This is a genomic window from Neomegalonema sp., from assembly GCF_028688855.1.
Lineage (GTDB): Bacteria > Pseudomonadota > Alphaproteobacteria > Rhodobacterales > Rhodobacteraceae > Neomegalonema.
Genome location: NZ_JAQTXI010000001.1, coordinates 225,534 through 251,697 on the forward strand (window position 1 = coordinate 225,534; position 26,164 = coordinate 251,697).

Below are 26,164 nucleotides of genomic sequence, written 5' to 3' on the forward strand. Positions count from 1 at the left end.
CCTATAAGCCCCGACTTCCTGTCGCCCGGCCGGATGGGCTGCCGCGGCGACCTCACGTTCCAGACTTCAGGAGCCGAAATGCCCAAGATGAAGACCCACTCGGGAGCGAAGAAGCGCTTCAAGGTGACCGCTGGCGGCCATGTGAAATACACCCAGGCCGGCAAGCGTCACGGCATGATCAAGCGCACGACGAAGTTCATCCGTCAGGCCAGGGGCACCGCCGTGCTCTTCGAGACCGACGGCGAGAACATCAAGCGCTATTTCCTGCCCAATTCCTTCTGACGCCTGAGGAAGAGACAAAATGTCCCGAGTCAAACGCGGCGTCGTCGCCCGCGCCCGCCACAACCGCATCCGCGCCGCCGCCAAGGGCTATTACGGCCGTCGGAAGAGCATCTTCCGCGCCGCAGCCCAGGCCGTCGACAAGGCGCTGCAGTATCACTACCGCGACCGCAAGAACAGAAAGCGCAACTTCCGCGCGCTCTGGATCCAGCGCATCAACGCGGCCGCCCGCGAGCACGGCCTGAAGTACTCCCAGTTCATCCATGGACTGGCCAAGGCCGGAATCACCGTGGACCGCAAGGTCCTGGCCGATCTCGCCGTGAACCAGCCCGCCGCCTTCGCCGCGGTGGTCGCCAAGATCCGCGCCGCCGCCTGAGCGGACCGCCAGAAGGCCGGACAGAGCCTCTGATCCTGAATCCGGGACGCCCTGCGTGAGCAGGGCGTCCTTTTTTACGGCTTCATGCGCCCGAAAACGCGAATGAATTTGCCATTTCCTGACAGATGGTCTCAAAATGAAACGAAACTGCGCTTTTTTTCAAGAGAGCGCGGATCATTTGTCTCAGGAGCGGTCAAATGCTTGGATCCCTGTCTGTCGTCCGGAGGGCTGGAGCCTTCCAGACGCAAGGTCCGGTCACCCCGAGATGGGGGGCCTTCGCCTGCCTGCCGCGAGGCTTCGCTCCGCGCGCGGGCGCGGCTCCGGTCGGGTGGGGCGGATTCGCGGCTCCGGCGCGTCCGGACGGCGGCTGGCCCGCCTCCGGAGCGGCCGCGCCGCGCTGGAGCTCCTTCGGCGCCGACCGCGCCCAGGATCGGGACTCCGCCGCCGCGGAGGACGCTCGGGAGGATTCCGGAGAATCCTCCTCACGCGAATCTTCCTCGGGGGGAGCCTCTTCGGCGGATTCCTCCTCCATGGCGCAGAAGCTCGCGGCCCTGCGCGCGGAGGCCTATGCGGGCGGATCCTCCGGCCAGAGCGAAGCCGGATCGGACGCCGGATCGGGCGAAGAGGCTGATTCGGGCGAGGCCGCGGAATCCGCCGCCCAGGAGGCCTCGTCCTCCGACTCCTCCTCCGGAGAGGATTCCGCGCAGGGTTCGGGTTCTTCGTCGGGCGTCGACATGCGCGGGATGCTCGCGGCGCTGCGCGAAGAGGCCTACGCCGGGGGCTCCTCGGACTCCTCGGGTCCGGATTCCCCGGCCCGGGCCGGAAGCTGAAGGCGGGAACATCATGCGGCTCTCCCCGGTCGCGGCCCGTCATGGCCGTTTCGCGGCTTCGGATCCGAGGATCCGATCCGCTCAGGAAGTCCCTCCGGCGCGCGACGCCGGAGGATGGGAAGCGCAGGCGCGGCGCGAGGCGCGGGAGGCGGGAGGCTGGTCCTCCTCCTGTCCGCCCTGCGGGCCCGGGGAGGCTCCGGGACGCGGCGGCTCTCCGGAGGGAGGGCCGCCGCCCTACGAACCGATTCGGCTCCGGATCTCCCTGCATGAGGAGGAGCCCGATTCCGACTTCGCGGAAGCCGCCGAATCGCCCGGGCCGTCCCCCTCCCGGCGCGAGGCGGCGCGGTCCGCCGAACCGGAGCCCGGATCTCTGGCCCATCGCCTCCGGGAGATGCAGGCCGAAGCCCGGGGCGAGGCCCGGCCTGCGGAGGGCGCGGGCCGCGCCGGAGGGCCTCAAGCGGCGGGCGGGGTCATGGCGGCGGCGGCTCCGCCGGATCCCCGACGCTGGGCCGCCGCGACCTGGGCTCAGGCGGCCCAACCGGCTCCTCCGCAGGAACGGGAGGAGGAGCCTTCGCCCTTCCTGCGGCTGCTCGAAGGGGCCTTCGGCTCCGTCCTGAAGCTCAAGGAGAAGCTCCTGACGAAGCTGTTCTCCCTGTTCGGGGGGGGCGGGCTCCTGCGCAGGCTCGCGGGCGCGGAGGAGGAGGGCGAAGGCCGCTCGCCGGAGCGGGCCGCCGCATCGGGCGAGGGCCGCAGCGCAGGAGGCCGGAACGGCGGCGGTCGGGAGGAGGCCCTCGCGCAGGCGCGCCGCGAAGCCGGGACGCCTCTGGAGGCGACGCCGACGCCGCATCAATTGCAGACCTGATCCGGAGCGGATCTTCAGACCCCGAGGCCTCAGGTCTCGGGGTCGTTCCGGAACGGGGCTTCTCAAGCGGGATTTTCTGCAAGGACGAAGAAAATTTTCACACTTTCCTGTTGATTGCTCCATATTGGGACAATACGCGCCTCATCGTGAGGCGTTGCAGATGTTCTCAGGAGCAGAACAGATGACCCTTGGATTGAAAGCGGCCCTCTTGGGCGGCCTGCACCGACCTCGCCAGGTGGTGACCTTCGCCCAGCCTCAGGGCGCCTCCGGATCGGGCGCGGCCTGGAACGGCGCCTACGGCCCCTCGTGGATGACCGGATCCAGCAGCGGCAACTGGCGCAACATCATCAACGGCGGCGGCGCGGGCGGCGCTTCGGGCGGCCTGCAGTCGACCTCCGCGCCGGGATCCTCCAGCGGCTGGATCGGCGCGCCGAGCTGGTCCAACTCCAACGCCAAATGGCGGCAGTATTACGCCAGCGTCGAGCAGCAGCCCCAGACGGTGACCGTCTCGCATGGGCGCCGCGGACTCCTGGGCGCGAAGCTGGATCTGCTGGGCCTCGGCGGCGGCTGGGGCCGCAGCTACAGCTACGCGGCGCCCGCGGGGAACGTGAGCTACGGCTACGGCTACGGCGCTCCCGCCGTCGGCGTGAGCTACGGCGCTCCGGCGGTCGGCGTCAGCTACGGCGGGCCGCGCTTCAGCGCGAGCTACGGCTGAGCCCGAGGCGGTCCGCCGCCCGAAGCTCCGCAGACCGCATCAGGTCAGGGATTGAAGGGCGTCTCCGCGAGGGGCGGAGGCGTCCCGGATCTTGTCAGACAGGGGATCGATACTCATGAACGCTTTCAACCTCGCCGCCTCCGGCGGAGCGGCGCAGCCGCGCGCCGCATTCTCCGCTCCGCTTCCGGGATCGGGCGCCGGACGCCTCCCGGCCTCCGCGGGGCCCGCCCCCGCCGGCTTGAGCGCGCCGGGCTGGTCCGGCTCGGGCGTCCGGTCGGGCTGGAGCGCGCCGGGCTGGGGCGCCGCAGCGCCCGGGACTCCGGCCGGCTCCACGACCGTGATCCATCACGCGCCGCCGCTGAGCCGCGGATTCTCCCGGAAGCTCGACAAGGCGCTCGGCAAGCAGCTGCATCACGAGCTCAAGGATCTGGGCAAGCTCGACAAGGCGCTCGGCAAGCAGCTGAACCGCGAGCTCAAGGACCTGGGCAAGCTCGACAAGGCGCTCGGCAAGCAGCTGCATCACGAGCTCAAGGACCTGGGCAAGCTCGACAAGGCTCTGGGCAAGCAGGCGGGCCGCGAGCTCAAGGACCTGGGCAAGCTCGTCAGGCGCTTCTCCTGACGAAGGCTGCGGCGCGCCTCGGGGAACCCGGCGCGCCGCGGTTGGCGCGTCGGGCGAAGATGTGCTATTCCGCCCGCTCTCGATACGGAACATCAGGTCAGGCGGGCATGAGCGATCTCGAAGGTCTCAGGACGCGTCTCCTTGCGGAGATCGCGGCGGCGGCGGACGACAAGGCGCTGGAGGCGGCGCGCGTCGAAGCTCTCGGCAAGAAAAGCGCGCTGATGGGCTTTCTGCGCGACCTCGGCGGTCTCGACGCCGAGGCGCGCAAGGCCCGGGGCGCGGAGGTCAACGCCGTCAAGGCGGAGGTCGAGGAGACCTTCGCCGCCCGCAAGGCGGGCTTGAAGGCGGCGGCGCTCGAAGCGCGGCTGGCGGGCGAGAGGCTCGACGTCACGCTTCCGGCGCGTCCGGCTCCGGCGGGCTCGGTCCATCCCATCTCGCAGGTGACCGAGGAGGTCACGGCCATCTTCGCCGACATGGGATTCTCGCTGCGGGAGGGACCGCAGATCGAATCCGACTGGCATAACTTCGACGCGCTCAACATGGCGCCGGAGCATCCGGCCCGCCAGGAGCACGACACCTTCTTCATGGCGCCCCGTCCCGACGGCTCGCGCCATGTGCTGCGCACCCACACCAGCCCGGTGCAGATCCGCACCCTGCTGGAGGAGGGCGCTCCCGTGCGCTTCATCGCGCCGGGCCGGGTCTACCGCTCCGATTACGACATGACCCATACGCCGATGTTCCATCAGCTCGAAGGCATGGCCATCGGCAAGGATGTGACCATGGCGAATCTCAAATGGGTGCTGGAGGAGTTCCTCAAGGCCTTCTTCGAGATCGACAACGTGGAGCTGCGCTTCCGCGCCTCGCATTTCCCCTTCACCGAGCCCTCCGCCGAGGTGGACATCCGCTGCGACCGCTCCGGCGGCAAGATCAGGCTGGGCGAGGGCAACGACTGGCTGGAGATCCTCGGCTCGGGGATGGTGCATCCGAACGTCCTGCGGGCGGGAGGCGTCGATCCCGACCAGTGGCAGGGCTTCGCCTTCGGCATGGGGCTGGATCGTCTGGCCATGCTGAAATACGGCATCGCGGATCTGCGCGGCTTCTTCGACGCCGATCTGCGCTGGCTGCGTCATTACGGATTCCAGGCGCTGAACGTCCCGACCCTGCGCGGCGGCGTGAGCGGTTGATCCGGCTGAGGGAAGAAACATCATGAAAATCACCCTTGGCTGGCTCAAGGACCATCTCGAAACCTCCGCGACGCTCGACGAGATCGCGGCGGCCATGACCGACCTCGGGCTGGAGGTGGAGGGGATCGAGGATCCCGCCAGCCGCCTGAAGGGCTTCGTCGTGGCCCGCGTGGTCGAGGCCGCGCGCATCGAGGGCTCGGACCATCTCAACCGCTGCCGCGTGGACGCCGGGACCGGTCAGGAGATCCAGGTCGTCTGCGGCGCGCATAACGCCCGCACCGGCATGAAGGCCGTCTTCGCGCCGGTCGGGACCTACATCCCCGGCCTCGACAAGACCCTGAAGCCCGGCAAGCTCATGGGCGTGGAGTCCAACGGCATGCTCTGCTCGGAGCGCGAGCTGGAGCTCTCGGACGAGCATGGCGGAATCATCGAACTGCCCGAAGACGCGCCGGTCGGCGTGGCCTTCAGCGATTACCGCCCTGCGGATCCGGTGATCGAGTTCAAGCTGACCCCCAACCGCCCCGACGCCCTCGCGGCGCGCGGCGTGGCGCGGGATCTCGCGGCGCGGGGACTCGGGACCCTGAAGCCCGCCCCCGTCGAGCCGGTTCCGGGCGGCTTCGCCTCGCCGGTCGGGGTGAAGCTGGCGGCGGAGGTCGCGGAGGATCTTTGCCCGCATTTCGTCGGGCGGCTGATCCGGGGCGTGAAGAACGGGCCTTCGCCGCAATGGCTTCAGGATCGCCTGAAGGCCGTGGGGCTGCGTCCGATCAACGCCCTGGTGGACGTCACCAATTTCTTCACCCTCGACCGCGCGCGGCCCCTGCACGTCTATGACGCGGCCAGGCTGAGCGGCGACATCCTCGTGCGTTCGGCGCGCGAGGGCGAGAGCCTCGCGGCCCTCGACGGCAAGAGCTACGAGCTCGCGCCCGGCATGACGGTCATCGCGGATCAGGCGAAGGCGGTCGGCGTGGGCGGGATCATGGGCGGAACCGACACCGGATGCGAAGCGGAGACCACCGAGGTCTTCCTCGAAGGCGCCTGGTTCGACCCCATCCGCACCGCCGAGACCGGCCGCAAGCTGCGCATCAACTCCGACGCCCGCTACCGCTTCGAGCGGGGCGTGGATCCCGGCTTCACCCGCGAGGGCGTCGAGGCGGCCACGCGGATGATTCTCGAGCTCTGCGGCGGCGAGGCCTCCGATCTGGTCGAGGCGGGCGCGGCGCCGATCCGGACCCGCATCCTTCCGCTGCGCAAGGGGCGGCTCAAGGCTCTGGTGGGGCTTGATCTCGCGCCCGAGACCCAGGCCTCCCATCTGGAGGCCCTCGGCTTCAAGGTCCACGACCGGGGCGACCGCTTCGAGGTCGAGGTCCCGAGCTGGCGTCCGGACGTCCATGGCGAGGCGGATCTCGTCGAGGAGACGGCGCGCGTCGCCTCGCTGACCAGGCTCGAGTCCCAGCCTCTGGCGCGGCCTCCGGGCGTGGCGAAGCCGGTCCTGACCCTCCGCCAGAAGCGGACGGCGGCGGCGCGTCGGGCTCTGGCGGCGGCGGGCCTCGACGAGGCCGTGACCTGGAGCTTCATTCCGGCGGATCAGGCGGAGCTCTTCGGCGGCGGCGCTCCGGAGATGAAGCTCGCCAATCCCATCGCCTCGGATCTCTCGGACATGCGGCCTTCGCTGCTTCCGGGCCTTCTGGCGGCGGCGGCGCGCAATCAGGCGCGGGGCTTCCTCGACCTCGGGCTCTTCGAGATCGGCGCGGAGTTCTTCGGCCCCGAGCCCGGCGAACAGCGCGAGACGGCGGCGGGTCTGCTCGTCGGCGGGACGACGGCGCGCGAATGGTCGGGCGCGCGGCGGCTCGTGGACGCCTTCGACGCCAGAGGTCTGGCCGAAGCCGTGCTGGCGGCTCTGGGCGCGCCGGTGGCGAGCCTTCAGGTCGCCCGCGAGGCGCCGGAATGGCTGCATCCGGGACGCTCGGGCGCGCTGAAGCTCGGTCCGAAGAACACCCTCGCGGTCTTCGGCGAGCTGCATCCGCGCGTCGTGGAGTTCTACGGCCTGCGCGGCCCCGTGGCCGCCTTCAGCGTGGATCTCGACGCGCTTCCGGCGGCTCCGGCGGGCAAGACCCGCGCCCGGACGCCTCTGGAGGCTTCGGATCTGCAGCCCGTCGAGCGCGATTTCGCCTTCGTGGTCGAATCCTCGGCGGAGGCCGCGGCCTTCCTGCGGGCGGCCCGCGGCGCCGACAAGGCCCTGATCGCCGAGGCGCGGATCTTCGACGTCTTCGAAGGCCCCAGAGCCGAAGCGCAGTTCGGTCCGGGCCGCAAGTCGGTGGCGCTGACGATTCGCCTCCAGCCGCGCGAGCGCACCCTCACCGACGCCGAGATCGAGGCGGTGTCGGACAAGCTCGTCAAGGCCGTGGCCAAGGCCACGGGCGCGAGCCTGCGGAGCTGACCGCCGTCGCCGCGGGCTTCGGGCCGCGCGGCGGCGCCCGGCCTCCGGTCCCGAAGCATCGGGGCGAGCCCTGGAGCGCCTTCCGCGCGTTCCGGGGCTTTTTCGCGTCGGGCCCCGGGAGGCGCCCGCAGAAGATCTGCGCGCCGCGCGGGTTTTTCTCCGTCTTGGCGCTTTTGACTATTGGCGCCCCCGCCCGAACCCTGGATAATGCCCGCAAGATTCTTGCCCGAACGATAGGGACAGCCGCTCTGCGCTGCGGCTGGGCAGGGGTTTTCAGAAGAAAAGCGCGGAGGGAGACGTTCGAATATGGCTGCCGAACAGAACGACTACAAATCCTCCATCATCGACGCCGAAGGCTATCAGCGGCTGTACAAGCAGTCGGTGGAGGATCCCGACGGCTTCTGGGGCGAACAGGCCAGGCGCATCGACTGGATCAAGCCCTTCACCAAGGTGAAGAACGCCAGCTTCGCCTATCCCGACGTCTCCATCAAATGGTTCGAAGACGGCGTGCTGAACGTCTCGGCGAACTGCGTGGATCGCCACCTCGCCAGGCGCGGCGATCAGACCGCGATCCTCTGGGAAGGCGACGATCCGAAGGACAGCAGGCGCATCACCTATCGCGAGCTTCACGAGCAGGTCGGCAAGATGGCCAACCGCCTGAAGGCCATGGGCGTGAAGAAGGGCGACCGCGTCACGCTCTATCTGCCGATGATTCCCGAAGCGGCCTACGCCATGCTGGCCTGCGCGCGCATCGGCGCGCCGCACTCCATCGTCTTCGGCGGCTTCAGCTCCGACGCCCTGGCCGACCGCATCGAAGGCGCCTCCTCGAAGATCGTGATCACCGCGAACGAAGGTCTGCGCGGCGGCCGCAAGGTCGCGCTCAAGACCAACGTCGACAAGGCGCTGGAGCGCCTCAAGGATGATTCGGTCAAGGTGCTGGTGGTCCGCCGCACCGACAGCGACACCCCCATGGTCGCCGGACGCGACGTCTGGCACGACGAGGGCCTGGACAAGATCTCCGCCGACTGCCCCCCCGAGCCGATGAACGCCGAAGATCCGCTGTTCATCCTCTACACCTCGGGCTCGACCGGCAAGCCCAAGGGCGTCGTCCACACGACGGGCGGCTATCTGGTCCACGCCTCGCTGAGCCATCAGGTCGTCTTCGACTATCGCGAGGGCGACGTCTTCTGGTGCACCGCCGACGTGGGTTGGGTCACGGGCCACAGCTACATCGTCTACGGGCCGCTGGCCAACGGCGCGACCACGCTGATGTTCGAGGGCGTGCCGACCTATCCGGGGCCGGACCGCTTCTGGGAGGTCTGCGAGAAGCACAAGGTCAACATCTTCTACACCGCCCCGACCGCCATCCGCTCGCTGATGGGCGCCGGAGACGGCAACGTCACGAAGCACGACCTCTCCAGCCTGCGGGTTCTGGGCTCGGTGGGCGAGCCGATCAATCCCGAGGCCTGGCGCTGGTATCACCGCGTGGTGGGCGGCGGACGCTGCCCCATCGTGGACACCTACTGGCAGACCGAGACCGGCGCCTTCATCATCACGCCCATCGCGGGGGTGAATCCGGCCAAGCCCGGTTCGGCCACGACGCCCTTCTTCGGCGTGGTGCCTGCGGTGCTCGACAACGACGGAACCGAGCTGCAGGGCGCCGCCGAAGGCGTCCTGGTGATCAAGGACAGCTGGCCGGGCCAGGCCCGGACCATCTACGGCGATCACGACCGCTTCGTCTCGACCTATTTCGAGACCTTCAAGGGCAGCTACTTCACCGGCGACGGCTGCCGTCGCGACGCGGACGGCGATTACTGGATCACCGGCCGCGTGGACGACGTGATCAACGTCTCGGGCCATCGCATGGGCACCGCCGAGGTGGAATCGGCTCTGGTGGCGCATCCGAAGGTCTCGGAGGCGGCGGTGGTCGGCTATCCGCACGACCTGAAGGGCCAGGGCATCTATTGCTACGTGACCCTGATGGAGGGCGAGGAGCCCAGCGACGCGCTGCGCAAGGAGCTGGTCGCCTGGGTCCGCAAGGAGATCGGCCCCATCGCGAGCCCGGATCTGATCCAGTTCGCGCCGAGCCTGCCCAAGACGCGTTCGGGCAAGATCATGCGCCGCATCCTGCGCAAGATCGCCGAGAACGAATATGGCGCGCTCGGCGACACCTCGACTCTGGCCGATCCGACCGTGGTGGACCATCTCATCGAGAATCGCCAGAACCGGAGCTGAAGCTCCGGAGCAGGCGGGGCGCGCGGTCCGGGGGGCCCTTCAAGGGGGAGCGCGCGCCGAAAATCCGCAGAGGGACGAAGACGGGGCGGCGAAAGCCGCTCCGTTTTCATTGGCGGGGTGAGGGAGAGAATGCGGAATCCCATCGACGACGAAGGGCGGGAGCTGGATGCGCGATATTCCGTCGAGGCCGCGCCAGGCGGCTTCGATCTGATCGTCGAATCGCGCGGCGGAGCGATCCGTGGGCCGCAGGTCCGGAACCGGGATTATGCGCCCGCCCTGACGTTGCATCTCGTCAGACTGGGCGCGCTGGGCGCAAGCCTGCATGAAGTGCAGGTCGTCAGCGGGCCGGCCCTGAAAAGGCCGGAGGAGGAGCGGCGGCTGTCCCTGCGAGGGCTCCGCCTTCCTGCGAGGCTGTCGGAAGGCGGCGATGTTCAGGCGCTCCGCGCGGAGATCGGGCGGGCTTCGGCGGCTTTCGGGCAGGCGGAAGGCGTGAAGGGCGGGAACGCCACGAAGCGGATCCTGCTGCGTCTGACATGGCCGGGCGCGGCGGGAATGTCGGCTCAGGAGATTGAAGATCTCCTGGCCCGACCGATCCGGCCGCCCGCGCGGGAGCCGGAGGCGCCGACCGCCGATCCCCGGGAGTTTTCAGAGCGCGTCGCCCGCGCTGCGAACCGCCTGCGCGGCGCCCCCGAAGCGCCGCCGGTCGGGCGGAGGGAGGTTCCGAGGGTGGAGCGCGTCGTCTCGTCGTTTCTCCGGGATCCGGAGGTCGTCGCATGGGCGTCGCGCGTGGCGGCGGGGCGTTGCGAACTCTGCGGCGCGCCTGCGCCCTTCCTCCGCGACGACGGCGAGCCTTACCTCGAAATCCATCATCTGCGGCCTTTGTCGGAGGGCGGACCGGACACGATCGACAATGTGCTGGCCTGCTGCCCGACCTGCCACAGGCGGCTGCATCATGGCGCCGATCGGGAGAGCCTCCGGCGAGGCGCGCTCAAGGCCGTTCCCAGACTCCGGGATCATCCCCTCGCCCTGTGATTTCGCGCCGACCTCAGCCCTCGGCGGGCGCGGGGCTGGCCTCTGCCTCTTCGGGGTTCAGGGCCGCCCTCAGACGCCGCTCCAGAGCCTTGCGCTTGCTCTCCTGGGTGATCTTGTGGCCGAAGAGGTCCTTCACGTAGAAGCTGTCCACCGCCCGCTCGCCATAGGTGGCGATCACCGCCGCGAAGATGTTGACGTTCTCTTCCGCGAAGGCGCGGGCCAGCTCGTGCAGAAGCCCGAGGCGGTCGCGGCCCGTGGCCTCGACCACCGTGTAGAACTCCGAGGCCTCGTTGTCGAAGGCCACATGCGGCGCCACCACGAAGCCCTGCTCGCGCTTGCGGATCTTCGCCCGGCGGCGCAATTCCTGACGCGGCAGGATCTCGCCGCGCAGCGTCCGGAAGAGCGTGTTGCGCAGACGCCCGATGCGGTCGGGATCCTCGTAGGCCCCGCCCTCGTCGTCCTGGATCCAGAAGCTGTTGAGCGCCATGCCGTCCGAAGTGGTGAAGCTCTTGGCGTCCACCACATTGGCTCCCGCCAGGGCTATGGCCCCGGTCATGCGCGCGAAAAGTCCCGGATGGTCGTTCATCGAGAGGCTGAGCCGCGTCGTGGCGCGGGCCGGATCGTGATCGACATGCATGTGCGGCTCCTCGCCGCCTTCGGCCAGCATGCGGGCGTGCGCCTCGTGCATGTCGGTCTCCAGCCCCAGCCAGTAGGACGGATAATGGCGTTCGAGGAAGCGGTCCACGCGCTCGGCGGGCCAGTCGGCCAGACGGGCGCGCAGGGCGGCTCTGGCGGCCTCCTCGCGAGCCTGCCGCGTCTCCGAGGCCGCGGCGTGTCCGCCGCTGAGCAGCGCGTCCGCCTCGCGGTAGAGGTTGCGCAGCAGCTCGGCCTTCCAGCCGTTCCAGACGTTCGGACCCACCGCCCGGATGTCGCAGACGGTCAGCAGCAGCAGCAGCCTCAGCCGCTCGCGGCTCTGCACCGTCGAGGCGAAGTTGCGGATGGTCTCGATGTCCGAGAGGTCGCGCTTCTGGGCCACGTCCGACATGAGCAGATGCCAGCGCACCAGCCAGGCGACGGTCTCGGTCTCCTCGGGGCTGAGCCCCAGACGCGGACAGACCTTCAGCGCGACCCGCTCGCCGACGATGGAGTGATCCTCCTCGTAGCCCTTGCCGATGTCGTGCAGCAGGATGGCGACGTAGAGCGCCCGGCGGGAATTGGGCTCCAGCCCCCTGGCCAGCCGCGTCGCGAGGGGCAGCTCCTCCTTGAGCGCGCCATGCTCGATCCGCGACATCACGCCGACCGCCGTGATGGTGTGTTCGTCCACCGTATAATGATGATACATGTTGAACTGCATCATCGCCACGATCCAGCGGAATTCGGGCAGGAAGCGGCCGAGCACCTCCGTCTCGCTCATCAGCCGCAGGGCGCGTTCGGGATCGCCCCGCGAGGAGAGGATCGCGAGGAAAAGCTCCTTGGCTTCGGGGTTCTCGCGGAAATCGGCGTCGATCAGCCGGAGGTTCTCGCGGATGCGCTTGAGCGCCGCCGGATGGGCGGGAGCGCCGGTGTCGGCCACGGCCTTGAAGAAGCGCAGGATCTCCAGCGGATGGGCCTTGAGGTCGAGCTCCGGCTCCAGAGCCAGCCGCCCGCGCTCGATCTTCACCTCGGAGACGCCGCCCGGCGGCTTCAGCCGCGAGAGCAGCCCCCGGAAGATCCAGGGACGCGGACGCTCCACGTCGGCGCGCTCGACCTTGTGCTGCTCCTCGATGGCCGAGCAGAAGATGCGCGTCAGGTCGCCGACGTTCTTGGCGGTGTGGAAATAGCGCTTCATGAAGCGCTCGACGCCGCGGCGTCCGCCGCGTCCGCGGAAGCCCATGCGGTCGGCGATCTCCAGCTGAAGGTCGAAGGTGAGCTGCTCCTGAGCCCGGCCCGTCAGCAGATGGAGCCAGAAGCGCACCGTCCAGAGGAAGACCTCCGCCCGGCCGAACTGCCGCGCCCGCGCCGCCGTGAAGACCTCCTTGGCCACCAGATCCTCGACGGAATCGGCCTCGTAGAGATATTTGGCGATCCAGAAGAGGCTCTGCAGATCGCGCAGGCCGCCCTTGCTCTCCTTGACGTTGGGCTCCAGCAGATAGCGCGAGCCTCCGGCGCGCTTGTGGCGCTCGGCGCGCTCTTCGAGCTTGGCGGCGACGAATTCGGGTCCGGTGCGGGAAAACAGCTCCTTCCAGAGCCTTTCGCGCATCTCCTCGTAGAGGGCGGCGTCTCCGCAGATGAGCCGCGTCTCCAGCAGCGAGGTGCGGATGGTCATGTCGGCCTGGGCCTGCCGGAGGCATTCGTCCACCGAACGCGAGGCGTGGCCGACCTTCAGCTTCATGTCCCAGAGCGCATAGAGGATGCTCTCGATGACGCTCTCGCCCCAGGCGGTCTGCTTGTAAGGCGTGAGGAAGAGCAGATCCACGTCCGAGGCCGGAGCCAGCAGCCCCCGCCCGTAGCCGCCCACCGCCACCAGAGCCATGCGCTCGCTGGAGGTGGGGATGGCGTTGCGGTGCAGACGCCGCGCCGCCACCTCGAAGAGCAGCGAGACGGCGGTGTCCTGAATGGCGCTGAGGGCGCGTCCGGCCTCGACGCCGTCGGCGCCATGGGCCTCGAAATCGGCGACGACTCCGGCGCGGGCCTCGCGCAGCACGCGGCCGATGCTCTGGGAGGCGCGCTTGCGGATCTCCTCCGGCGAGCCGGAGGAATCGGCGAAGACCGCTTCAAGGGCCTGATCGAAGGCCCCCAGACCCAGCGCGCGGCTCATCTCGGAGGGGCGCCCGCGAATCCGGCGGAGCCTGGCACGAAGGTTCTGGGCGCGGGATCGACCACGGTGAATTCGCGCCGTCCGACCTCCAGCACGGCGAGTCCGCGTTCGTTGCGGCCGTCGGGCAGGAAGCGGTAGACGCCCGTCACGCCCGAGAACCCGTTGGGGTCCATGATGTCCTGAGCGTCGAAGGGCGAGGAATCGCCGGTGCGGCGCGCGTCTTCGAGCAGGGCGGCGGCGGTGGCCACCGCGTCATAGGCGAGGCGGGCGAGGGGGTCGGGCTTGACGCCGTAGGCGCTTTCGTAGCGCGTCTCGAAGGCCTTGCGCAGCTCGGGGTCGGGGGCGGCGAACCAGCCGCCGCGCAGGGTGGCCTCGCGGAAGACGTCGTCCTCCTCCCAGGAGCCGGGGCCGAGGAACTTCACCTTGCTCGGCAGCACGTCGTTGTAGGCGAGGAAGCTGGCGAGGGCCTGGAGCGTCTGGCCTCCGGCGGCGAGCATCACGCCCTGCAGCTGCGGATTGCGGCTGTATTGGGCGCCGAAGCTCTTGGCCTGGGCCTCGATGGCCTGGAAGTCCTGGGCGAAGTTCTGGGAGTCGAGGATCTGGATGCGGGCGTCGGTCGCGGCGCGCTGGGCGGCGGCGCGCACCACGGCGCCATAGGGCGTCTGGGGCGTGAAGAGCGCCAGGGAGGCGAGGCCCCGCTGGGCGGCGTAGGTCAGGATGCGGCGGGTCTCGGTTTCGGGCAGGAAGCCGATGGACCAGACCCCCTGGCCGAGCACGCCCGCATCCGTCGAGAAGGAGATGACGCTGATTCCGCGCGGCGCGGTCTCGCGGCGCACGGCCTGGGTGTTGGCCGAGAAGAGCGGCCCGAGGATCAGGCGCGCGCCGTCGTCCATGGCCTGACGGGCGGCGGCGGCGGCCTTGGCGGGGTCTCCGCCGTCGTCATAGGCGGTGAGGACCACGTTGCGGTCGCCGATGTCCTCGGCGGCGAGCTTCGCCGCGTTGGCCAGGGATTCCGCGAGGCGGCGCACTCCGGCCCGCGAATCGGAGGTCGGGAGCAGGATGGCGATGGGCGCGGGCTGATCGGTCCGGAAGGGCGTCTGGGCGACCGGCTGCGGATAGCCCGGCTGGACGTATCCGGGCTGGGCGTAGGTCGGTTGGGCGTAGCCCGGCTGGACGTATCCGGGTTGGGGGGGCGTCGGCTGCGGATAACCCGGCTGGGGCGCGGCGTAGCCCGGCGCAGGATAGGCGGGCGCCGGAGCCGGAGCGATATAGGCGGGGGCGGCGGGCTGGGGGGCGTAGACGGGGGCGGGCTGGAGGGCGGGCCTCGCGGGGGCCTCGCCGGGATCGTAGATCGGCCCCATCTGGAAGGAGAAGGGCGCGTTGGGATCCACCGCAGGCCGGACCGCCTGACCCGAAGGCTGGACGCTCTGGCCCGCTCCATAACCCACCGGAGCGGGCGGCTGCTGGGCGCAGGCGCTGGCGGCGAAGGTCATCATCGCCGCGGCGACGGCTTTGGCCGTCAGCGCCAGAGGCAGGCGGGGACGGGTCATGCTCGGAATCTCCTCAGCCGCGTCGGGAATTCTGGTGTCGCGGCGCGCCTGCGGGTCGAGCCGAGGGCGTCGCCGAAGGGGTCGAATCGCCGGGCCGCGCGGGCCAGGGGGCGAGCCCGACGCTATGCGGGGCGACGCAGGATGTAAATCCTCAAACCCGCCGCAAACCCGCCGTTCAGGGGGGCGCCATGCTTTCGCGCCATGCTCCGCAGACGGAGCCAGGCCCGGGAAAGATGGGCGTCAGGCGGCGTCCAGCCGTCGGCGCAGCGCCAGAGGCAGGACGGGGGCTCCGTCGCGCGCCGCCTCTGCGGAGGGGGCGCCCTCCGCTGCGGCGGGTCCGGGCGCGGCCCGTCCGGAGGAGCGGCGGGCCCTGTCGCGCGCCCTGGAGCGCAGCGCGTCCACGCCCCAGATGAGCAGCACCAGCCGGTTGGCCAGAGCCTCAGGATCGAAGGGCCGCAGCGTGAGCAGTTCGGCCCGTCCGGCCGCGCTGGCGGCGGCGATGCGTTCGGGCGTGGCGGCCTCGGTGAGGATCAGCAGATAGGGGCCCGCTCCGGCTTCGGGGCTTTCGGCCCTTCCCGGCGGACGCAGCCCGAAGGCGCTTTCGCCCGCCTCGTCCGACCATCGGCAGATGGCCAGGGCGGGGGCGTCGGCGCTCATGGCGGCCCTGGCCTCGGCGAGGGTCTCGAAGGCCGCGACCTGGGCGCGGGCCTCGCGTTCGGCCACCCGCGCCGCGAGGGCCCGCAGGCGCGAATCCGGCTCGACCACATAGACGACAGGAGCCGTCATGCGCGCTCTCCTCGATCTTGGGGGCGGGGTCCTCTCCCGCTGGGGAAGGAGAGTCCGGGGAAATCCTTAACGAATCCTAAACGAAAGGCGTGGACGGCGCGGAAGGCGGGCGCAGGACGGAGGATGTCGGCGCCAGAGCTAGTGGATGGCGGGGAGGGGGCCACCAGATCTTGTGGATAATTATGTGCATATCTTTCTGATTCTTCAAGCTTGTCAACGGGTTGCGGACGGAGTTGATCGAAATTCGGAGCTTCGTGGCGCAACCTGCGGATTCGACTGGGGAAATCACGCTGCGCCGCACAAATTCCCTCCGTCCTCCTCCTGGGGGCCTCCGCGCGGCCCTTTCCCGGACGCCGTTCCGGATCGGGACGCCCCCGAGGTCTCCCCCGAGGCGCCCTTGCGCGGCTCTCCCGGAGGCGGCGGCTCCGCGCCACGCCTTGCGGATGATCCGCGCCTTTCCCAGATGGAAAGTCCTGCGCCGCCCTGCGTCCCGGCCTCCGGCCCTCCCGGAAGCCGGGGCGGGGAGAGGCCGCCCGACCCCGCGGGTCGATCCCGAAACGCATCAGAACGCCTCAGGGAGTGCCTTCATGAAACCCGTCCTCGCCTCCGCCGCCGGCCTCGCGCTGGCTCTGGGCCTTGCGGCCTGCGCCTCGATTCCGGCGACGCCCGTTCCTCAGGACGATCTGCCCGAGAGCCTCCGGCCTTACGCGCCGGAAGTCTTCGTTCCGCCTCCGGGGGCCTTCGTGCTGCTGAACCCCGACGTCCCGCTGGGCGAGGCGGCGGTCTGGAGGGGCTCGGCTTCGGCGGCCGATCCCTGCCGCGCGCCTGCGGGCTCGGGCCGGACCGAGCCGACGACCTGCCTCGTCGAGGGGCTTCAGGCGGCGGGCGCCGCCTCGCCTGCGGTCGCGGCGGCGCGCTGGCTCTCGACGCGGGGCGATCCGGGCTATCTCTCCGGCTGGCGGCGCGAGGGCCCCGTCGGAATCGCGACCGTGACGCGGCCTCTGCGCGCCAACACGAACGTCGAGACCGTGCTGGTTCCGCCGGGAGGCGAGGCGCTCTTCATCGACGAGGCGCCCGCGCTCGGCTTCGAGACGGACGCCATCTGGACCGGCTTCAAGGCGAAGCAGCCGAACGCCTTCCCCGTGCCGCCCTTCGAGCTGGTGGCCTCCGAGCGCCATCTTCTGGGCTGGCGTCTGGCCTATGGGGTTCCGCTGCGGGACTGCCGCGCCTGCGCCGACGCCGGGCGGATGCTCGTCGCCTACGACTTCGATTCGAGCGGCCGCTTCAAGGAGCGCCGCCTCCTCTCCATCGACTGATTCCCTTCCGCGCCTCTCCGCCTTGAATCGGGACTCCGCTTGCGCGGCGCTCCGGGCTGAGGTAGGAGAGGCGCCATCTCACAGGCGGGCCTTTCGGCGCGCTGGGCCCTCCGTGGCTCATCGCGCCTCCGGTCGCCCCTCACGGGGCGGACGCCCGCCGAGGCCAAACCGGAGTTTCTCTCATGGCTGTTCCTGATTTCTCCATGCGCCAGCTGCTCGAAGCGGGCGTCCACTTCGGCCACCAGACCCACCGCTGGAACCCGCTGATGAAGCCGTACATCTACGGCCAGCGCAACGGCGTGCACATTCTGGACCTGACCCAGACCACCCCCATGCTGCATCAGGCCCTGGTGGCGGTGCGCGACGTGGTGGCGCGCGGCGGCCGCGTGCTCTTCGTGGGCACCAAGCGCCAGGCTCAGACCGCCGTGGCCGAGTCCGCCGAGCGTTCGGCGCAATACTACATCAACCATCGCTGGCTCGGCGGCACGCTGACCAACTGGGTGACCGTCTCCAACTCGATCACCAAGCTGAAGAAGCTCGACGAGGAGGCCGCGGGCGGCGACGCGGGCTACACCAAGCGCGAGCAGCTCGACCGCGAGCGCCTGCGCAACAAGCTCTCGGCGGCTCTGGGCGGCATCAAGGAGATGGGCGGCCTGCCCGACCTGCTCTTCGTGATCGACGTGGGCCGCGAACAGCTGGCCATCGCCGAAGCGAACAAGCTGAAGATCCCGGTCGTGGCCGTGGTGGACAGCAACTGCTCGCCCAAGGGCGTGGACTACATCATCCCCGGCAACGACGACGCCGCGCGCGCCATCGAGCTCTATTGCGGCCTCGTGGCGAGCGCCGCCATCGACGGCATCAGCCAGGCGGCGGGCGCTTCGGGCGTGGACCTCGGCGAATCCGCCGAGCTGCTGCCCGAGACCCTGCCCGAGAGCGAAGGCGAAGCCGCGCAGTAAGGCGTCATGAAACCGCCGGAGCTTCGGGACGAAGCTCCGGAACATCCGGGCTTTGCGTGAAAGCGGCGCCGCCTTCGTCGCGCGCCGCTTTTCCGTTTTCCACTCCGGCCGCGTGCGAAGCTTTCCGCGGCCCCAGCAAGGAGCTGACCCCATGGCCGAGATCACCGCCGCCCTCGTGAAGGAGCTGCGCGAGCGCACCGGCGCCGGCATGATGGATTGCAAGAAGGCCCTCGCCGAGACCAATGGCGACATCGAGGCGGCCATCGACTGGCTGCGCTCCAAGGGCATCGCCAAGGCCGCCAAGAAGGCCGACCGCGCCGCCGCCGAAGGCCTGGTGGGCGCGGCGACCGACGCGCGCGTGGGCGCGCTGGTCGAGATCAATTCCGAGACCGACTTCGTGGCGCGCAACGCCGAATTCCAGGCGCTGGTCGCCGAGACCTCCAGGCTGGCCCTCGGGCTTCCGGGCGGGCTCGAGGAGCTGAAGACCTCGCATCTGGGCTCTGCGGGCAAGCCGGTCGCGCTGGCCATCGCCGACAAGATCGCCACCATCGGCGAGAACATGAACCTGCGCCGCATGGCGCGTCTGGCCGTGTCGAACGGCGTGGTCTCGACCTATGTGCACAACGCGGTGGTTCCGGGCCTCGGACGCATCGGCGTTCTGGTGGCGCTGGAATCGACCGGCGACGCCGCGAAGCTGGACGCTCTGGGCCGTCAGATCGCCATGCATGTGGCGGCGAACAACCCGGCCTCTCTGGCGGACGAAGACCTCGACCAGGCTCTGGTCGAGCGCGAGAAGGCCGTGCTGACCGAAGAGGCGCTCCAGTCGGGCCGCCCGGCGGCCGTGGTCGAGAAGATGATCGAGGGCCGCATCCGCAAATTCTACGAGCAGGTCGTCCTGCTGCGTCAGGCTTTCGTGATGAACCCGGACATCACCGTGGCGCAGGCCGTCGAGGGTCTGGCCAAGGAGCTGGGGACGCCGGTGAAGCTGGTCGCCTTCTCGCGTCTCGCGGTGGGCGAGGGCGTGGAGAAGGCCGAGACGGACTTCGCCGCCGAGGTGGCCGCCGCCGCCAAGGGCTGAGCCCTTCGATCGTGGATGAATTCAGGCCCCTCCGCCCGCCAGGCGGAGGGGTTTTTTCATGAGGGAATCGGGGCGCGAGGCCGATGGAGCGCGCCGCGCCGATTTCTGCGTGAAAAGGCTCTTTTCCCTGCGGAAAGCACTTGCGCGGCTGTCGAGGGGGGGCTATAGATCGCCCCGCACCGACGCGGCGGACTTCGCCGCATCGCTCGGAGCATGCGCCCATAGCTCAGCTGGATAGAGCACCAGACTACGAATCTGGGGGTCAGGAGTTCGAATCTCTTTGGGCGCGCCATTCTCCTTGAACATCGCCGGATGATCTTCGAAGCCCGCGCCTCAGGCGATGGGCTTTCGGCGTTTGCGCCGCGCCTCAGGGCGCCCGCATCGCGGCGAGCGGCGAAGAAAACACCCCTTCGAAGACCGTCCGGACGGGCTGCGCCCTGTAGAACTCCCTGAACTCCCGAACCGCCGCCTGCTGCGGCAGCCAGGCGCAGATCGCGCGCCGGAACTTCCAGGGCTTGGCCTCCTTCGGCAGCCGCGAGAGCCAATGCCGGTTCGGGTGCCCGCGCGCGAAGCCGGGAACAAGAGAGCCTCCGGAAGGCAGGGGATTGCTCGACATCACCGACAGGAACTGATCCAGCTCCAGAGGCGTGGCGAAGATCAGATCCACATCCTGAAAGCTGACGGAGAGCAGCCCCCAGACCTTGCGCTGGTTCAGGAAGGGATGCGGGACGCTCTGCGGCCGCCGGACCTGTCCGCCCGGCGTGAACGCGCGCGTCCAGCCGAAGCGTCGCGCGCCCGCCCAGGGGCTGATCGGCGTTTCCGGAAAATGATCACGCCGGGAGAAGACCGCCGATTTCATGAGCCTTCCCCCGCATGAAGCCCGCCCTCAGGCCAGAGCCGAAGCCGCCCGACGCGCCGCGATCTCGTTGCTGATGGCGATCATGCGCTCGATGGGCAGACGCGCCCGCGGAATGATCTCTTCAGGCACCGTCACTTCCTCCTGGCCCGTATGCAGGCACCAGAGGATCTTCTCCAGCGTGATGCGCTTCATGTGCGGGCAGAGGCTGCACGGCCGGATGAACTGCGTCTGCGGATTGGCGGCGGCCACGTTGTCGCTCATGGAGCATTCCGTGACCATCACCACCTTCTCGGGCTTGTGCTCCTTCACCCAGTCGATCATCCCCGAGGTGGAGCCGGCGAAATCCGCCTCGCGCACGACCTCCGGAGGGCATTCCGGATGCGCGATCACCGTCACGCCCGGATTGGCCTCGCGGAAGGCGCGGATCTCCGGCGCGGTGAAGCGTTCGTGCACGATGCAGCTGCCGCTCCAGTAGACGATCTTCTTGTTCGTCTTGGCGGCGACGTTCTGCGCCAGATAGCCGTCGGGAGTCATGATGACCACGTCCGACTCCATCGCGTTGACGATGTCCACGGCGTTGGCCGAGGTGCAGCAGTAATCCGAAGCGGCCTTGGTCTCGGCGGTGGTGTTGACGTAGGAGACCACCGGCGCCCCCGGATGCAGCTTGCGCATGGCCTCGATGTCGTCGGCCCGGATCGAGGAGGCCAGGGAACAGCCCGCGCGGCTGTCGGGGATGAGCACGGTCTTCTGCGGATTCAGGATCTTCGAGGTCTCGGCCATGAAATGCACGCCGCATTGCACGATCACCGGCGCGTCGACCTTCGTGGCCGCGATGGCGAGCTGAAGGCTGTCGCCCGCGATGTCGGAGACGCCGAAGAAGATCTCCGGCGTCATGTAGTTATGCGCCAGGATCACGGCGTTCTTCTTCTTCTTGAGCTCGTTGATGGCGCGGATGTAGGGCGCATGCGCGGGCCATTCGATCTCGGGCATGACCGGGCGCAGCTTCTCGTAGATATGCGCGGTTTCCTTGGCGAGGCCTTCGGACCAGCTCAGGTCGTAATGCGCGGCCAACTCGGCGCGAGCGGTCTGCATCGGCATGGCGGCGTTGATCAGCATGGCTAGCCCTTTCTCGAATAGCTCCCCGGACGGCTCCCTGCGGGAAGCTGGCCTCTGAATGTAAAAGAGCGAGGGCTCCGGCGCCAGAGGAGCCCCCGGATTCACCCGCTGATTCGCAGGCCATGGCGGCTGATCCGCATCGTTCCGGCGTCATGAATTCGACATTGAACAAGAATGAAGCATGAATCCCTAATCTTGAACGCACCTGAAGGATGAAATCCGGGTGAAGTTCCCGTCAGCTTGTTGACAGAGACCGCATCATCCCGTTCACTCAGGGTAAGGAGCGCTCCAAGCCTCCGCCTCGCGAAGCCGGGAGGACCGGACTTCAGCGTCAAGGCGGGCCTGAAGAAACCCCCGGAGCCGACGGCCTCCGTCGGACCCGGAGCCCCCTGATCTTCCACACAGGCGTTGTTTTCGTCCCTTCCGCAAGGCTCTCGCCGCGCGCTTCGTCATGGCCCGGCGTCAGCCTCTCGACAGAGGAGACCCGTCATGAACGCTCTGAATCCGCTCACGCCGCAGGTGGTGGTCTGCAAATGCGCCCGCCCGCCCCGCAAGTCGCCGGAAGGGCGCGCGGGCAAGCCCGCCGAATATCAGCTCGTCTTCCTGCCGCTGCCGCGCGGCGAGACCGTGACATGGCTGCGCGAGATGGAATGCCCCTATCTGCGCGACTGCTGGTTCTGTCCGCACAAGTGACGGGACCGGAGCCTTCGGAGGGCCGCAAGGGGGAGCTCTGTGGCCCTCCGGCGACGGCGCGGCGAATCCGCGCGTCCTGCGCCGCGCCGGACTTGCGCGCCCGCCTCCGGAGCCCCATCCTTCCGCGCATCGGAGGCGGCCCGACCGGGGCCGTCTTGTTCTCAGGTTCACAAGGAGCCTCGCCCATGTCGCGCAAGCTTCCTTCGCCCGGATCGGGCTCCCTCCGCATCTGAACCGCGTCGGCGTTCGGAGGCGGAACCGGCTTCAGAGCTTTCTGAAGATGGATTCTCCTTCCCGAGACCCGAAACCTCATGACTTCTTCCCATCTGGCGGCCAGCGACTCCGGAGAGTCGCAAGGGCTGCGTCGTTTCTACGGCTCCGGCGCCTGGATCGAAGGCGACGCCGAGCGGCAATTGACTCAAACCCTGACCCGGCCGGGCGTTCAGGCCGTGGCGGCCTTTCCGGATCTGCATCCGGGGATTCACGGTCCGGTGGGCGCGGCGATCCTTTCGGAGCGGGTGCATCCGGCTCTGATCGGCGGCGACATCGGCTGCGGCATGGCCATGTTCCGGCTGGATCTCCCGGCGCGGCGGCTGAAGCTCGACAAGGCTGCGGCGGCTCTGCGCGGACTCGGCGATTCCTGGTGGGGGAACCCCTGGGCGGCTCTGGAGGCGGAGGGGCTGCATCCCGAGACCTTCCCGGCGGCTCTGGGGACTCTCGGCGGGGGCAACCATTTCTGCGAGCTCCAGGCCGTGGCCGCCCTCGACGACCCGGAGGAGGCCGCGCGGGCGGGCGTCGACTCCGGGAGCCTGCTGCTGCTCGTGCATACGGGCTCGCGGGCTTTCGGGCCGATGCTCCTCGGCGCGCTGACTCCGGCGGAGCAGGAGGCCCTCGACCTCGCGACCGAAGCGGGCGCGGATTATCTGCGTCAGCAGGAGATGGCGGTGCGCTGGGCGGCTCTGAACCGGCGGGTGATCGCGGAGCGGGCGGCGGAGCTTCTGCGCGCCGAGGCCCTGCTGATCGTCGATTCCCCGCATAACCTGCTGGAGCCTCATGCGGGGGGCTGGCTGCATCGCAAGGGCGCGGCGAAGACCTCGCCGGGGGGGCTGGTTCCTCTGGCGGGGTCGCGCGAGGCGCCGAGCTGGCTTCTGAAGGCGGCGGTCGAGACTCCGGAAGGGGCGCTCGATTCGCTGGCTCATGGAGCGGGGCGGCGCTATCGGCGCTCGGCGATGCATGGGCGGGTGGGGCGCAGCAAGTCCGAATTGCTGCGTCTGGAGCGTCCGGCGGGGGGCTCTCGGGTGATCTGCGAGGACCGCGGCCTGCTCATCGAGGAGGCCGGGGCCGCCTACAAGGACGCCCGCAAGGTGCTCGCGGATCTGGTCGCCTTCGGGCTGGCGGCGCCGGTGGTCGAGACGCGTCCGCTCCTGACCTTCAAGACCGCGCGGGAGACCCGGACATGAAGCGTCTGCTCGTCTCCAGCGGGGCCGGTCCTGCGGAATGCCGACTCGCGGTGGCGCATGCGCTGCGGCGGCTCGGGGCGGAGGCGGAGGAGGCGGGGCTCGACTTCGCCGCCGTCGAGGGCCCGCGTCCGGACGACTGGGGCCCGGTCTCCGCTCTGGCGACGCTCTACGGCGAGGGGGCGGAGATTCTGGCCCGGCGCTGGCTGGGGACGATCCTCTGGACGGCGGAGAGTCCGGCGCGTCCGCATCACAAGCGGCGCAACTGGTTCATCGGCGTTCACGAGTCTCCCGAGATCCCGCAGGCGCCGCTGCTGGATCTCGCCGACCTGCGCTTCGAGGCCTTCCGCGCGGGAGGCCCCGGCGGGCAGCATCAGAACGTCACCGACAGCGCGGTGCGGGCGGTCCATCTGCCGACCGGGCTCTCGGTGGTCGCGCGCGAGGAGCGGTCCCAGCATCGCAACAAGGCGGCGGCTCTGGCGCGGCTCGGCGAGATGCTGATGGGTCAGGCGGTTCTGGCGGCGGCTTCGGCCCGGCGCAAGGACTGGCTCGCGCATAAATCCCTTGAGCGCGGAGCCCCCGTGCGGCGCTTCAAGGGGCCGCGCTTCCAGCCGGAAGCCTGAAACGGAAACCCCCTCCCGGCGAACCGGGAGGGGGCTTTTTTCAGGATGTCGGCCTCAGGGCCCGATCAGGAGACGATATGGCCGCCGCGGCTGCCGCCGCCGCGACGCTCGCCGTCGCCGCCCCGGTCCCGACGCTCGCCGCCCCGGTCGCCGCCTTCGCGACGCGGCGGACGCTCGCCCCGCGGAGCCGGACCTTCGTCGTCGGCCACGCCGGCGATCTCGGCGCCGGTGGTCTGGTCCACGGCCTTCATCGAGAGGCGGACCTTGCCGCGCTCGTCGAAGCCCATGAGCTTGACCTTCACGATGTCGCCTTCCTTGACGATGTCGGAGGGCTTGGCGTTGCGCTCGGGAGTCATCTGGCTGACGTGCACCAGGCCGTCGCGGGGGCCGAAGAAGTTCACGAAGGCGCCGAACTCCATCACCTTCACGACCTTGCCTTCGTAGATCTTGCCCATCTCCGGCTCGGCGGCGATGCCGAGGATCCGGTCCTTGGCCTTCTGGATCGACTCGGCGTTGGCCGAGGCGATCTTGACCACGCCGTCGTCGCCGATGTCGATCTTGGCGCCCGACTGCTCCACGATCTCGCGGATCACCTTGCCGCCCGAGCCGATCACTTCACGGATCTTGTCGGTCGGGATCTGGATGACCTCGATGCGCGGGGCGTGGGCCGAGAACTCGGCGCGGCCGGCGGAGAGCGCCTTGGACATCTCGCCGAGGATGTGCAGACGGCCGTCGCGGGCCTGAGCCAGCGCCTGCTTCATGATGGCCGGAGTGATGCCCGCCACCTTGATGTCCATCTGGAGCGAGGTCACGCCCAGCTCGGTTCCGGCCACCTTGAAGTCCATGTCGCCGAGGTGGTCTTCGTCGCCGAGGATGTCGGTGAGCACCGCGAAGCGCTCGCCTTCGAGCACGAGGCCCATGGCCACGCCCGCCACCGGACGCTTCAGCGGAACGCCCGCGTCCATCATCGCGAGGCTGCCGCCGCAGACCGTCGCCATGGAGGAGGAGCCGTTCGACTCCAGGATCTCCGAGACGAGGCGGATGGTGTAGGGGAAGTCGGTCGGGGCCGGCAGCATCGGGCGCAGCGCGCGCCAGGCGAGCTTGCCATGGCCGATCTCGCGACGGCCCGGCGCGCCCATGCGGCCCGCCTCGCCCACCGAGAAGGGAGGGAAGTTGTAGTGCAGCAGGAAGCGCTCGCGATATTCGCCTTCGAGCGCGTCCATGATCTGCTCGTCGTCGCCCGTGCCGAGCGTGACCACCGCCAGAGCCTGGGTCTCGCCGCGCGTGAAGAGCGCCGAGCCGTGCGTGCGGGGCAGGGGACCGGCCTCGGCCACGATGGGACGCACCGTCACGAGGTCGCGGCCGTCGATGCGGCGGCCCTCGTCGAGGATGCGGCCGCGGACCACGTCCGATTCGACCTGCTTGAAGGCGCCCTTGACGGCGAGGCTGTCGGCGGCCTCCTCCTCGGTCAGGTTCGCGAGGAACTTCTTCTGCGCCGCGTCGATCTGGTTGCGGCGGTCCTGCTTGACGACCGTCGAGAAGGCGGCCGCGAGATCCGCGCCGACCAGGCTCTTCGCCCTGGCGATCAGGCCGGACTTGTCCGCCGCGGCGAACTCGAAGGGCTCCTTGGCGGCGTCTTCGGCGAGGTCGATGATCAGGTCGATCACCGGCTGCATCTGCTCGTGGCCGAAGACCACGGCGCCGAGCATGTCCTCTTCCGAAAGCTCGTGGGCTTCGGATTCGACCATCATCACGGCGTTTTCGGTGCCCGCCACGACGAGGTCGAGACGGCTGTCCTTGAGCTCGGCCACGGTCGGGTTGAGCTTGAACTTCCCGTCGATGAAGCCGACGCGGGCTCCCGCGATGGGGCCGAGGAAGGGCGCGCCCGAGAGCGTCAGGGCCGCCGAGGCGCCGATCAGGGCCGCCACGTCGGGATCGTTCTCGAGGTCATGGCTCAGCACGGTGGCCACGACCTGGGTCTCGTTGTAGAAGCCTTCCGCGAAGAGCGGACGGATCGGACGGTCGATCAGGCGGGAGACGAGGGTCTCCTTCTCCGAGGGCTTGGCTTCGCGCTTGAAGAAGCCGCCGGGGATCTTGCCCGCCGCGTAATATTTTTCCTGGTAATTCACGGTGAGCGGGAAGAAATCCACGCCCGGCTTCACCGACTTGTTGAAGACCGCCGTGCAGAGGACGGTCGTCTCGCCGAAGGTGACCAGAACGGCCCCGTCGGCCTGACGGGCCATGCGCCCGGTCTCCAGCACGAGGCGGACGCCGCCCCAGTTCAATTCTTTGCGAACTACGTCGAACATGCTTCATCCTGTCCCGGCGGAGCCGCCCTGAGGCTTCGCCGTCGCCGCCCCTGCG

At 69.4% G+C, this 26,164-nt stretch carries 22 protein-coding genes and 1 tRNA gene; 17 read left to right on the top strand and 6 right to left on the bottom strand.

The window, feature by feature from the left end; all coding sequences use genetic code 11:
* Window positions 1-78 precede the first annotated feature (78 nt).
* The 10 genes from rpmI (at window position 79) to PHN62_RS01180 (ending at window position 10,569) form a co-directional block, all read left to right on the top strand.
* A complete protein-coding gene (gene rpmI, locus PHN62_RS01135; RefSeq protein WP_300145077.1) occupies window positions 79-282 on the top strand; it encodes a 50S ribosomal protein L35 in 204 nt (67 codons plus the stop codon).
* A 19-nt stretch (window positions 283-301) separates the two neighbouring features.
* Window positions 302-655, top strand: coding sequence for a 50S ribosomal protein L20 (rplT, locus tag PHN62_RS01140; protein ID WP_300145080.1), 354 nt, complete (start codon window positions 302-304; stop codon window positions 653-655).
* Window positions 656-852: 197 nt separating this feature from the next.
* Window positions 853-1,485 carry a hypothetical protein gene (locus PHN62_RS01145; protein WP_300145082.1) on the top strand — a complete coding sequence of 211 codons (633 nt, stop codon included), beginning with the start codon at window positions 853-855 and terminating at the stop codon, window positions 1,483-1,485.
* Between the two features lie 13 nt (window positions 1,486-1,498).
* Window positions 1,499-2,347 (top strand): hypothetical protein, encoded by an 849-nt coding sequence (locus tag PHN62_RS01150; protein ID WP_300145085.1) that lies wholly within the window; start codon window positions 1,499-1,501, stop codon window positions 2,345-2,347.
* Between the two features lie 181 nt (window positions 2,348-2,528).
* Window positions 2,529-3,062 carry a hypothetical protein gene (locus tag PHN62_RS01155; protein WP_300145088.1) on the top strand — a complete coding sequence of 178 codons (534 nt, stop codon included), beginning with the start codon at window positions 2,529-2,531 and terminating at the stop codon, window positions 3,060-3,062.
* Window positions 3,063-3,177: 115 nt separating this feature from the next.
* Complete coding sequence (locus PHN62_RS01160; protein ID WP_300145091.1) at window positions 3,178-3,681, top strand: hypothetical protein; 504 nt, start codon at window positions 3,178-3,180, stop codon at window positions 3,679-3,681.
* A 107-nt stretch (window positions 3,682-3,788) separates the two neighbouring features.
* Window positions 3,789-4,865, top strand: coding sequence for a phenylalanine--tRNA ligase subunit alpha (pheS, locus tag PHN62_RS01165; RefSeq protein WP_300145094.1), 1,077 nt, complete (start codon window positions 3,789-3,791; stop codon window positions 4,863-4,865).
* Window positions 4,866-4,887: 22 nt separating this feature from the next.
* On the top strand, window positions 4,888-7,302 hold the full coding sequence (gene pheT / locus PHN62_RS01170) for a phenylalanine--tRNA ligase subunit beta (RefSeq protein ID WP_300145095.1): 2,415 nt from the start codon (window positions 4,888-4,890) through the stop codon (window positions 7,300-7,302).
* A gap of 306 nt (window positions 7,303-7,608) precedes the next feature.
* Window positions 7,609-9,537: an acetate--CoA ligase gene (gene acs / locus PHN62_RS01175; RefSeq protein ID WP_300145097.1), complete on the top strand. Its 1,929-nt coding sequence runs from the start codon at window positions 7,609-7,611 to the stop codon at window positions 9,535-9,537.
* Window positions 9,538-9,666: 129 nt separating this feature from the next.
* Complete coding sequence (locus tag PHN62_RS01180) at window positions 9,667-10,569, top strand: HNH endonuclease signature motif containing protein (RefSeq protein WP_300145099.1); 903 nt, start codon at window positions 9,667-9,669, stop codon at window positions 10,567-10,569.
* 13 nt (window positions 10,570-10,582) lie between these two features.
* On the opposite strand, the gene PHN62_RS01185 is transcribed toward PHN62_RS01180, so the two are convergent.
* The 3 genes from PHN62_RS01185 to PHN62_RS01195 form a co-directional block, all read right to left on the bottom strand.
* Window positions 10,583-13,366 (bottom strand): [protein-PII] uridylyltransferase, encoded by a 2,784-nt coding sequence (locus PHN62_RS01185; protein WP_300145102.1) that lies wholly within the window; start codon window positions 13,364-13,366, stop codon window positions 10,583-10,585.
* Window positions 13,363-14,916, bottom strand: a complete 1,554-nt coding sequence (locus PHN62_RS01190) for an ABC transporter substrate-binding protein (RefSeq protein WP_300145105.1) — start codon at window positions 14,914-14,916, stop codon at window positions 13,363-13,365. The genes PHN62_RS01185 and PHN62_RS01190 overlap by 4 nt, the downstream gene beginning before the upstream one ends.
* Window positions 14,917-15,156: 240 nt before the next feature.
* The gene (locus PHN62_RS01195; RefSeq protein WP_300145108.1) at window positions 15,157-15,702 is read right to left on the bottom strand and encodes a hypothetical protein; all 546 of its coding nucleotides are present in this window, start codon (window positions 15,700-15,702) and stop codon (window positions 15,157-15,159) included.
* A 587-nt stretch (window positions 15,703-16,289) separates the two neighbouring features.
* Between PHN62_RS01195 and PHN62_RS01200 the strand changes: the two genes are divergently transcribed.
* The 4 genes from PHN62_RS01200 to PHN62_RS01215 all read left to right on the top strand — a co-directional run bounded on the left by PHN62_RS01200 (window position 16,290) and on the right by PHN62_RS01215 (window position 19,344).
* Entirely contained in the window at window positions 16,290-17,018 is a 729-nt protein-coding gene (locus tag PHN62_RS01200) for a hypothetical protein (protein WP_300145111.1), read from the top strand.
* 182 nt (window positions 17,019-17,200) lie between these two features.
* Window positions 17,201-17,974: a 30S ribosomal protein S2 gene (rpsB, locus tag PHN62_RS01205; protein WP_300145114.1), complete on the top strand. Its 774-nt coding sequence runs from the start codon at window positions 17,201-17,203 to the stop codon at window positions 17,972-17,974.
* Window positions 17,975-18,125: 151 nt separating this feature from the next.
* On the top strand, window positions 18,126-19,052 hold the full coding sequence (tsf, locus tag PHN62_RS01210; RefSeq protein ID WP_300145116.1) for a translation elongation factor Ts: 927 nt from the start codon (window positions 18,126-18,128) through the stop codon (window positions 19,050-19,052).
* Window positions 19,053-19,267: 215 nt separating this feature from the next.
* Window positions 19,268-19,344 (top strand) — tRNA-Arg (locus tag PHN62_RS01215).
* A gap of 75 nt (window positions 19,345-19,419) precedes the next feature.
* Here PHN62_RS01215 and PHN62_RS01220 read toward each other — a convergent pair.
* Both PHN62_RS01220 and nadA read right to left on the bottom strand, forming a co-directional pair.
* The gene (locus PHN62_RS01220; protein WP_300145119.1) at window positions 19,420-19,911 is read right to left on the bottom strand and encodes a hypothetical protein; all 492 of its coding nucleotides are present in this window, start codon (window positions 19,909-19,911) and stop codon (window positions 19,420-19,422) included.
* A gap of 27 nt (window positions 19,912-19,938) precedes the next feature.
* Window positions 19,939-21,027, bottom strand: a complete 1,089-nt coding sequence (gene nadA, locus PHN62_RS01225) for a quinolinate synthase NadA (RefSeq protein WP_300145121.1) — start codon at window positions 21,025-21,027, stop codon at window positions 19,939-19,941.
* Between the two features lie 489 nt (window positions 21,028-21,516).
* Between nadA and PHN62_RS01230 the strand changes: the two genes are divergently transcribed.
* The 3 genes from PHN62_RS01230 to prfH all read left to right on the top strand — a co-directional run bounded on the left by PHN62_RS01230 (window position 21,517) and on the right by prfH (window position 23,800).
* Window positions 21,517-21,720, top strand: coding sequence for a hypothetical protein (locus tag PHN62_RS01230; protein WP_300145124.1), 204 nt, complete (start codon window positions 21,517-21,519; stop codon window positions 21,718-21,720).
* Between the two features lie 311 nt (window positions 21,721-22,031).
* On the top strand, window positions 22,032-23,180 hold the full coding sequence (locus tag PHN62_RS01235; RefSeq protein ID WP_300145127.1) for an RtcB family protein: 1,149 nt from the start codon (window positions 22,032-22,034) through the stop codon (window positions 23,178-23,180).
* Complete coding sequence (gene prfH, locus PHN62_RS01240) at window positions 23,177-23,800, top strand: peptide chain release factor H (RefSeq protein ID WP_300145130.1); 624 nt, start codon at window positions 23,177-23,179, stop codon at window positions 23,798-23,800. Before PHN62_RS01235 ends, prfH begins: the two co-directional genes overlap by 4 nt.
* Before the next feature lie 65 nt (window positions 23,801-23,865).
* Here prfH and pnp read toward each other — a convergent pair whose 3' ends face one another.
* Complete coding sequence (pnp, locus tag PHN62_RS01245) at window positions 23,866-26,109, bottom strand: polyribonucleotide nucleotidyltransferase (RefSeq protein ID WP_300145132.1); 2,244 nt, start codon at window positions 26,107-26,109, stop codon at window positions 23,866-23,868.
* Window positions 26,110-26,164: the final 55 nt, after the last annotated feature.

Bases quoted from the DNA above. Each gene is read 5' to 3' on its own strand.
- PHN62_RS01195 (WP_300145108.1), bottom strand. From the start codon at position 15,702: ATGACGGCTCCTGTCGTCTATGTGGTCGAGCCGGATTCGCGCCTGCGG.
- PHN62_RS01180 (WP_300145099.1), top strand. From the start codon at position 9,667: ATGCGGAATCCCATCGACGACGAAGGGCGGGAGCTGGATGCGCGATAT.
- acs (WP_300145097.1), top strand. From the start codon at position 7,609: ATGGCTGCCGAACAGAACGACTACAAATCCTCCATCATCGACGCCGAA.
- prfH (WP_300145130.1), top strand. From the start codon at position 23,177: ATGAAGCGTCTGCTCGTCTCCAGCGGGGCCGGTCCTGCGGAATGCCGA.
- rpmI (WP_300145077.1), top strand. From the start codon at position 79: ATGCCCAAGATGAAGACCCACTCGGGAGCGAAGAAGCGCTTCAAGGTG.
- PHN62_RS01185 (WP_300145102.1), bottom strand. From the start codon at position 13,366: ATGAGCCGCGCGCTGGGTCTGGGGGCCTTCGATCAGGCCCTTGAAGCG.
- nadA (WP_300145121.1), bottom strand. From the start codon at position 21,027: ATGCTGATCAACGCCGCCATGCCGATGCAGACCGCTCGCGCCGAGTTG.
- PHN62_RS01160 (WP_300145091.1), top strand. From the start codon at position 3,178: ATGAACGCTTTCAACCTCGCCGCCTCCGGCGGAGCGGCGCAGCCGCGC.
- PHN62_RS01200 (WP_300145111.1), top strand. From the start codon at position 16,290: ATGAAACCCGTCCTCGCCTCCGCCGCCGGCCTCGCGCTGGCTCTGGGC.
- PHN62_RS01220 (WP_300145119.1), bottom strand. From the start codon at position 19,911: ATGAAATCGGCGGTCTTCTCCCGGCGTGATCATTTTCCGGAAACGCCG.
- PHN62_RS01145 (WP_300145082.1), top strand. From the start codon at position 853: ATGCTTGGATCCCTGTCTGTCGTCCGGAGGGCTGGAGCCTTCCAGACG.
- pnp (WP_300145132.1), bottom strand. From the start codon at position 26,109: ATGTTCGACGTAGTTCGCAAAGAATTGAACTGGGGCGGCGTCCGCCTC.
- tsf (WP_300145116.1), top strand. From the start codon at position 18,126: ATGGCCGAGATCACCGCCGCCCTCGTGAAGGAGCTGCGCGAGCGCACC.
- PHN62_RS01235 (WP_300145127.1), top strand. From the start codon at position 22,032: ATGACTTCTTCCCATCTGGCGGCCAGCGACTCCGGAGAGTCGCAAGGG.
- PHN62_RS01155 (WP_300145088.1), top strand. From the start codon at position 2,529: ATGACCCTTGGATTGAAAGCGGCCCTCTTGGGCGGCCTGCACCGACCT.
- PHN62_RS01230 (WP_300145124.1), top strand. From the start codon at position 21,517: ATGAACGCTCTGAATCCGCTCACGCCGCAGGTGGTGGTCTGCAAATGC.
- pheS (WP_300145094.1), top strand. From the start codon at position 3,789: ATGAGCGATCTCGAAGGTCTCAGGACGCGTCTCCTTGCGGAGATCGCG.
- PHN62_RS01190 (WP_300145105.1), bottom strand. From the start codon at position 14,916: ATGACCCGTCCCCGCCTGCCTCTGGCGCTGACGGCCAAAGCCGTCGCC.
- PHN62_RS01150 (WP_300145085.1), top strand. From the start codon at position 1,499: ATGCGGCTCTCCCCGGTCGCGGCCCGTCATGGCCGTTTCGCGGCTTCG.
- pheT (WP_300145095.1), top strand. From the start codon at position 4,888: ATGAAAATCACCCTTGGCTGGCTCAAGGACCATCTCGAAACCTCCGCG.
- rplT (WP_300145080.1), top strand. From the start codon at position 302: ATGTCCCGAGTCAAACGCGGCGTCGTCGCCCGCGCCCGCCACAACCGC.
- rpsB (WP_300145114.1), top strand. From the start codon at position 17,201: ATGGCTGTTCCTGATTTCTCCATGCGCCAGCTGCTCGAAGCGGGCGTC.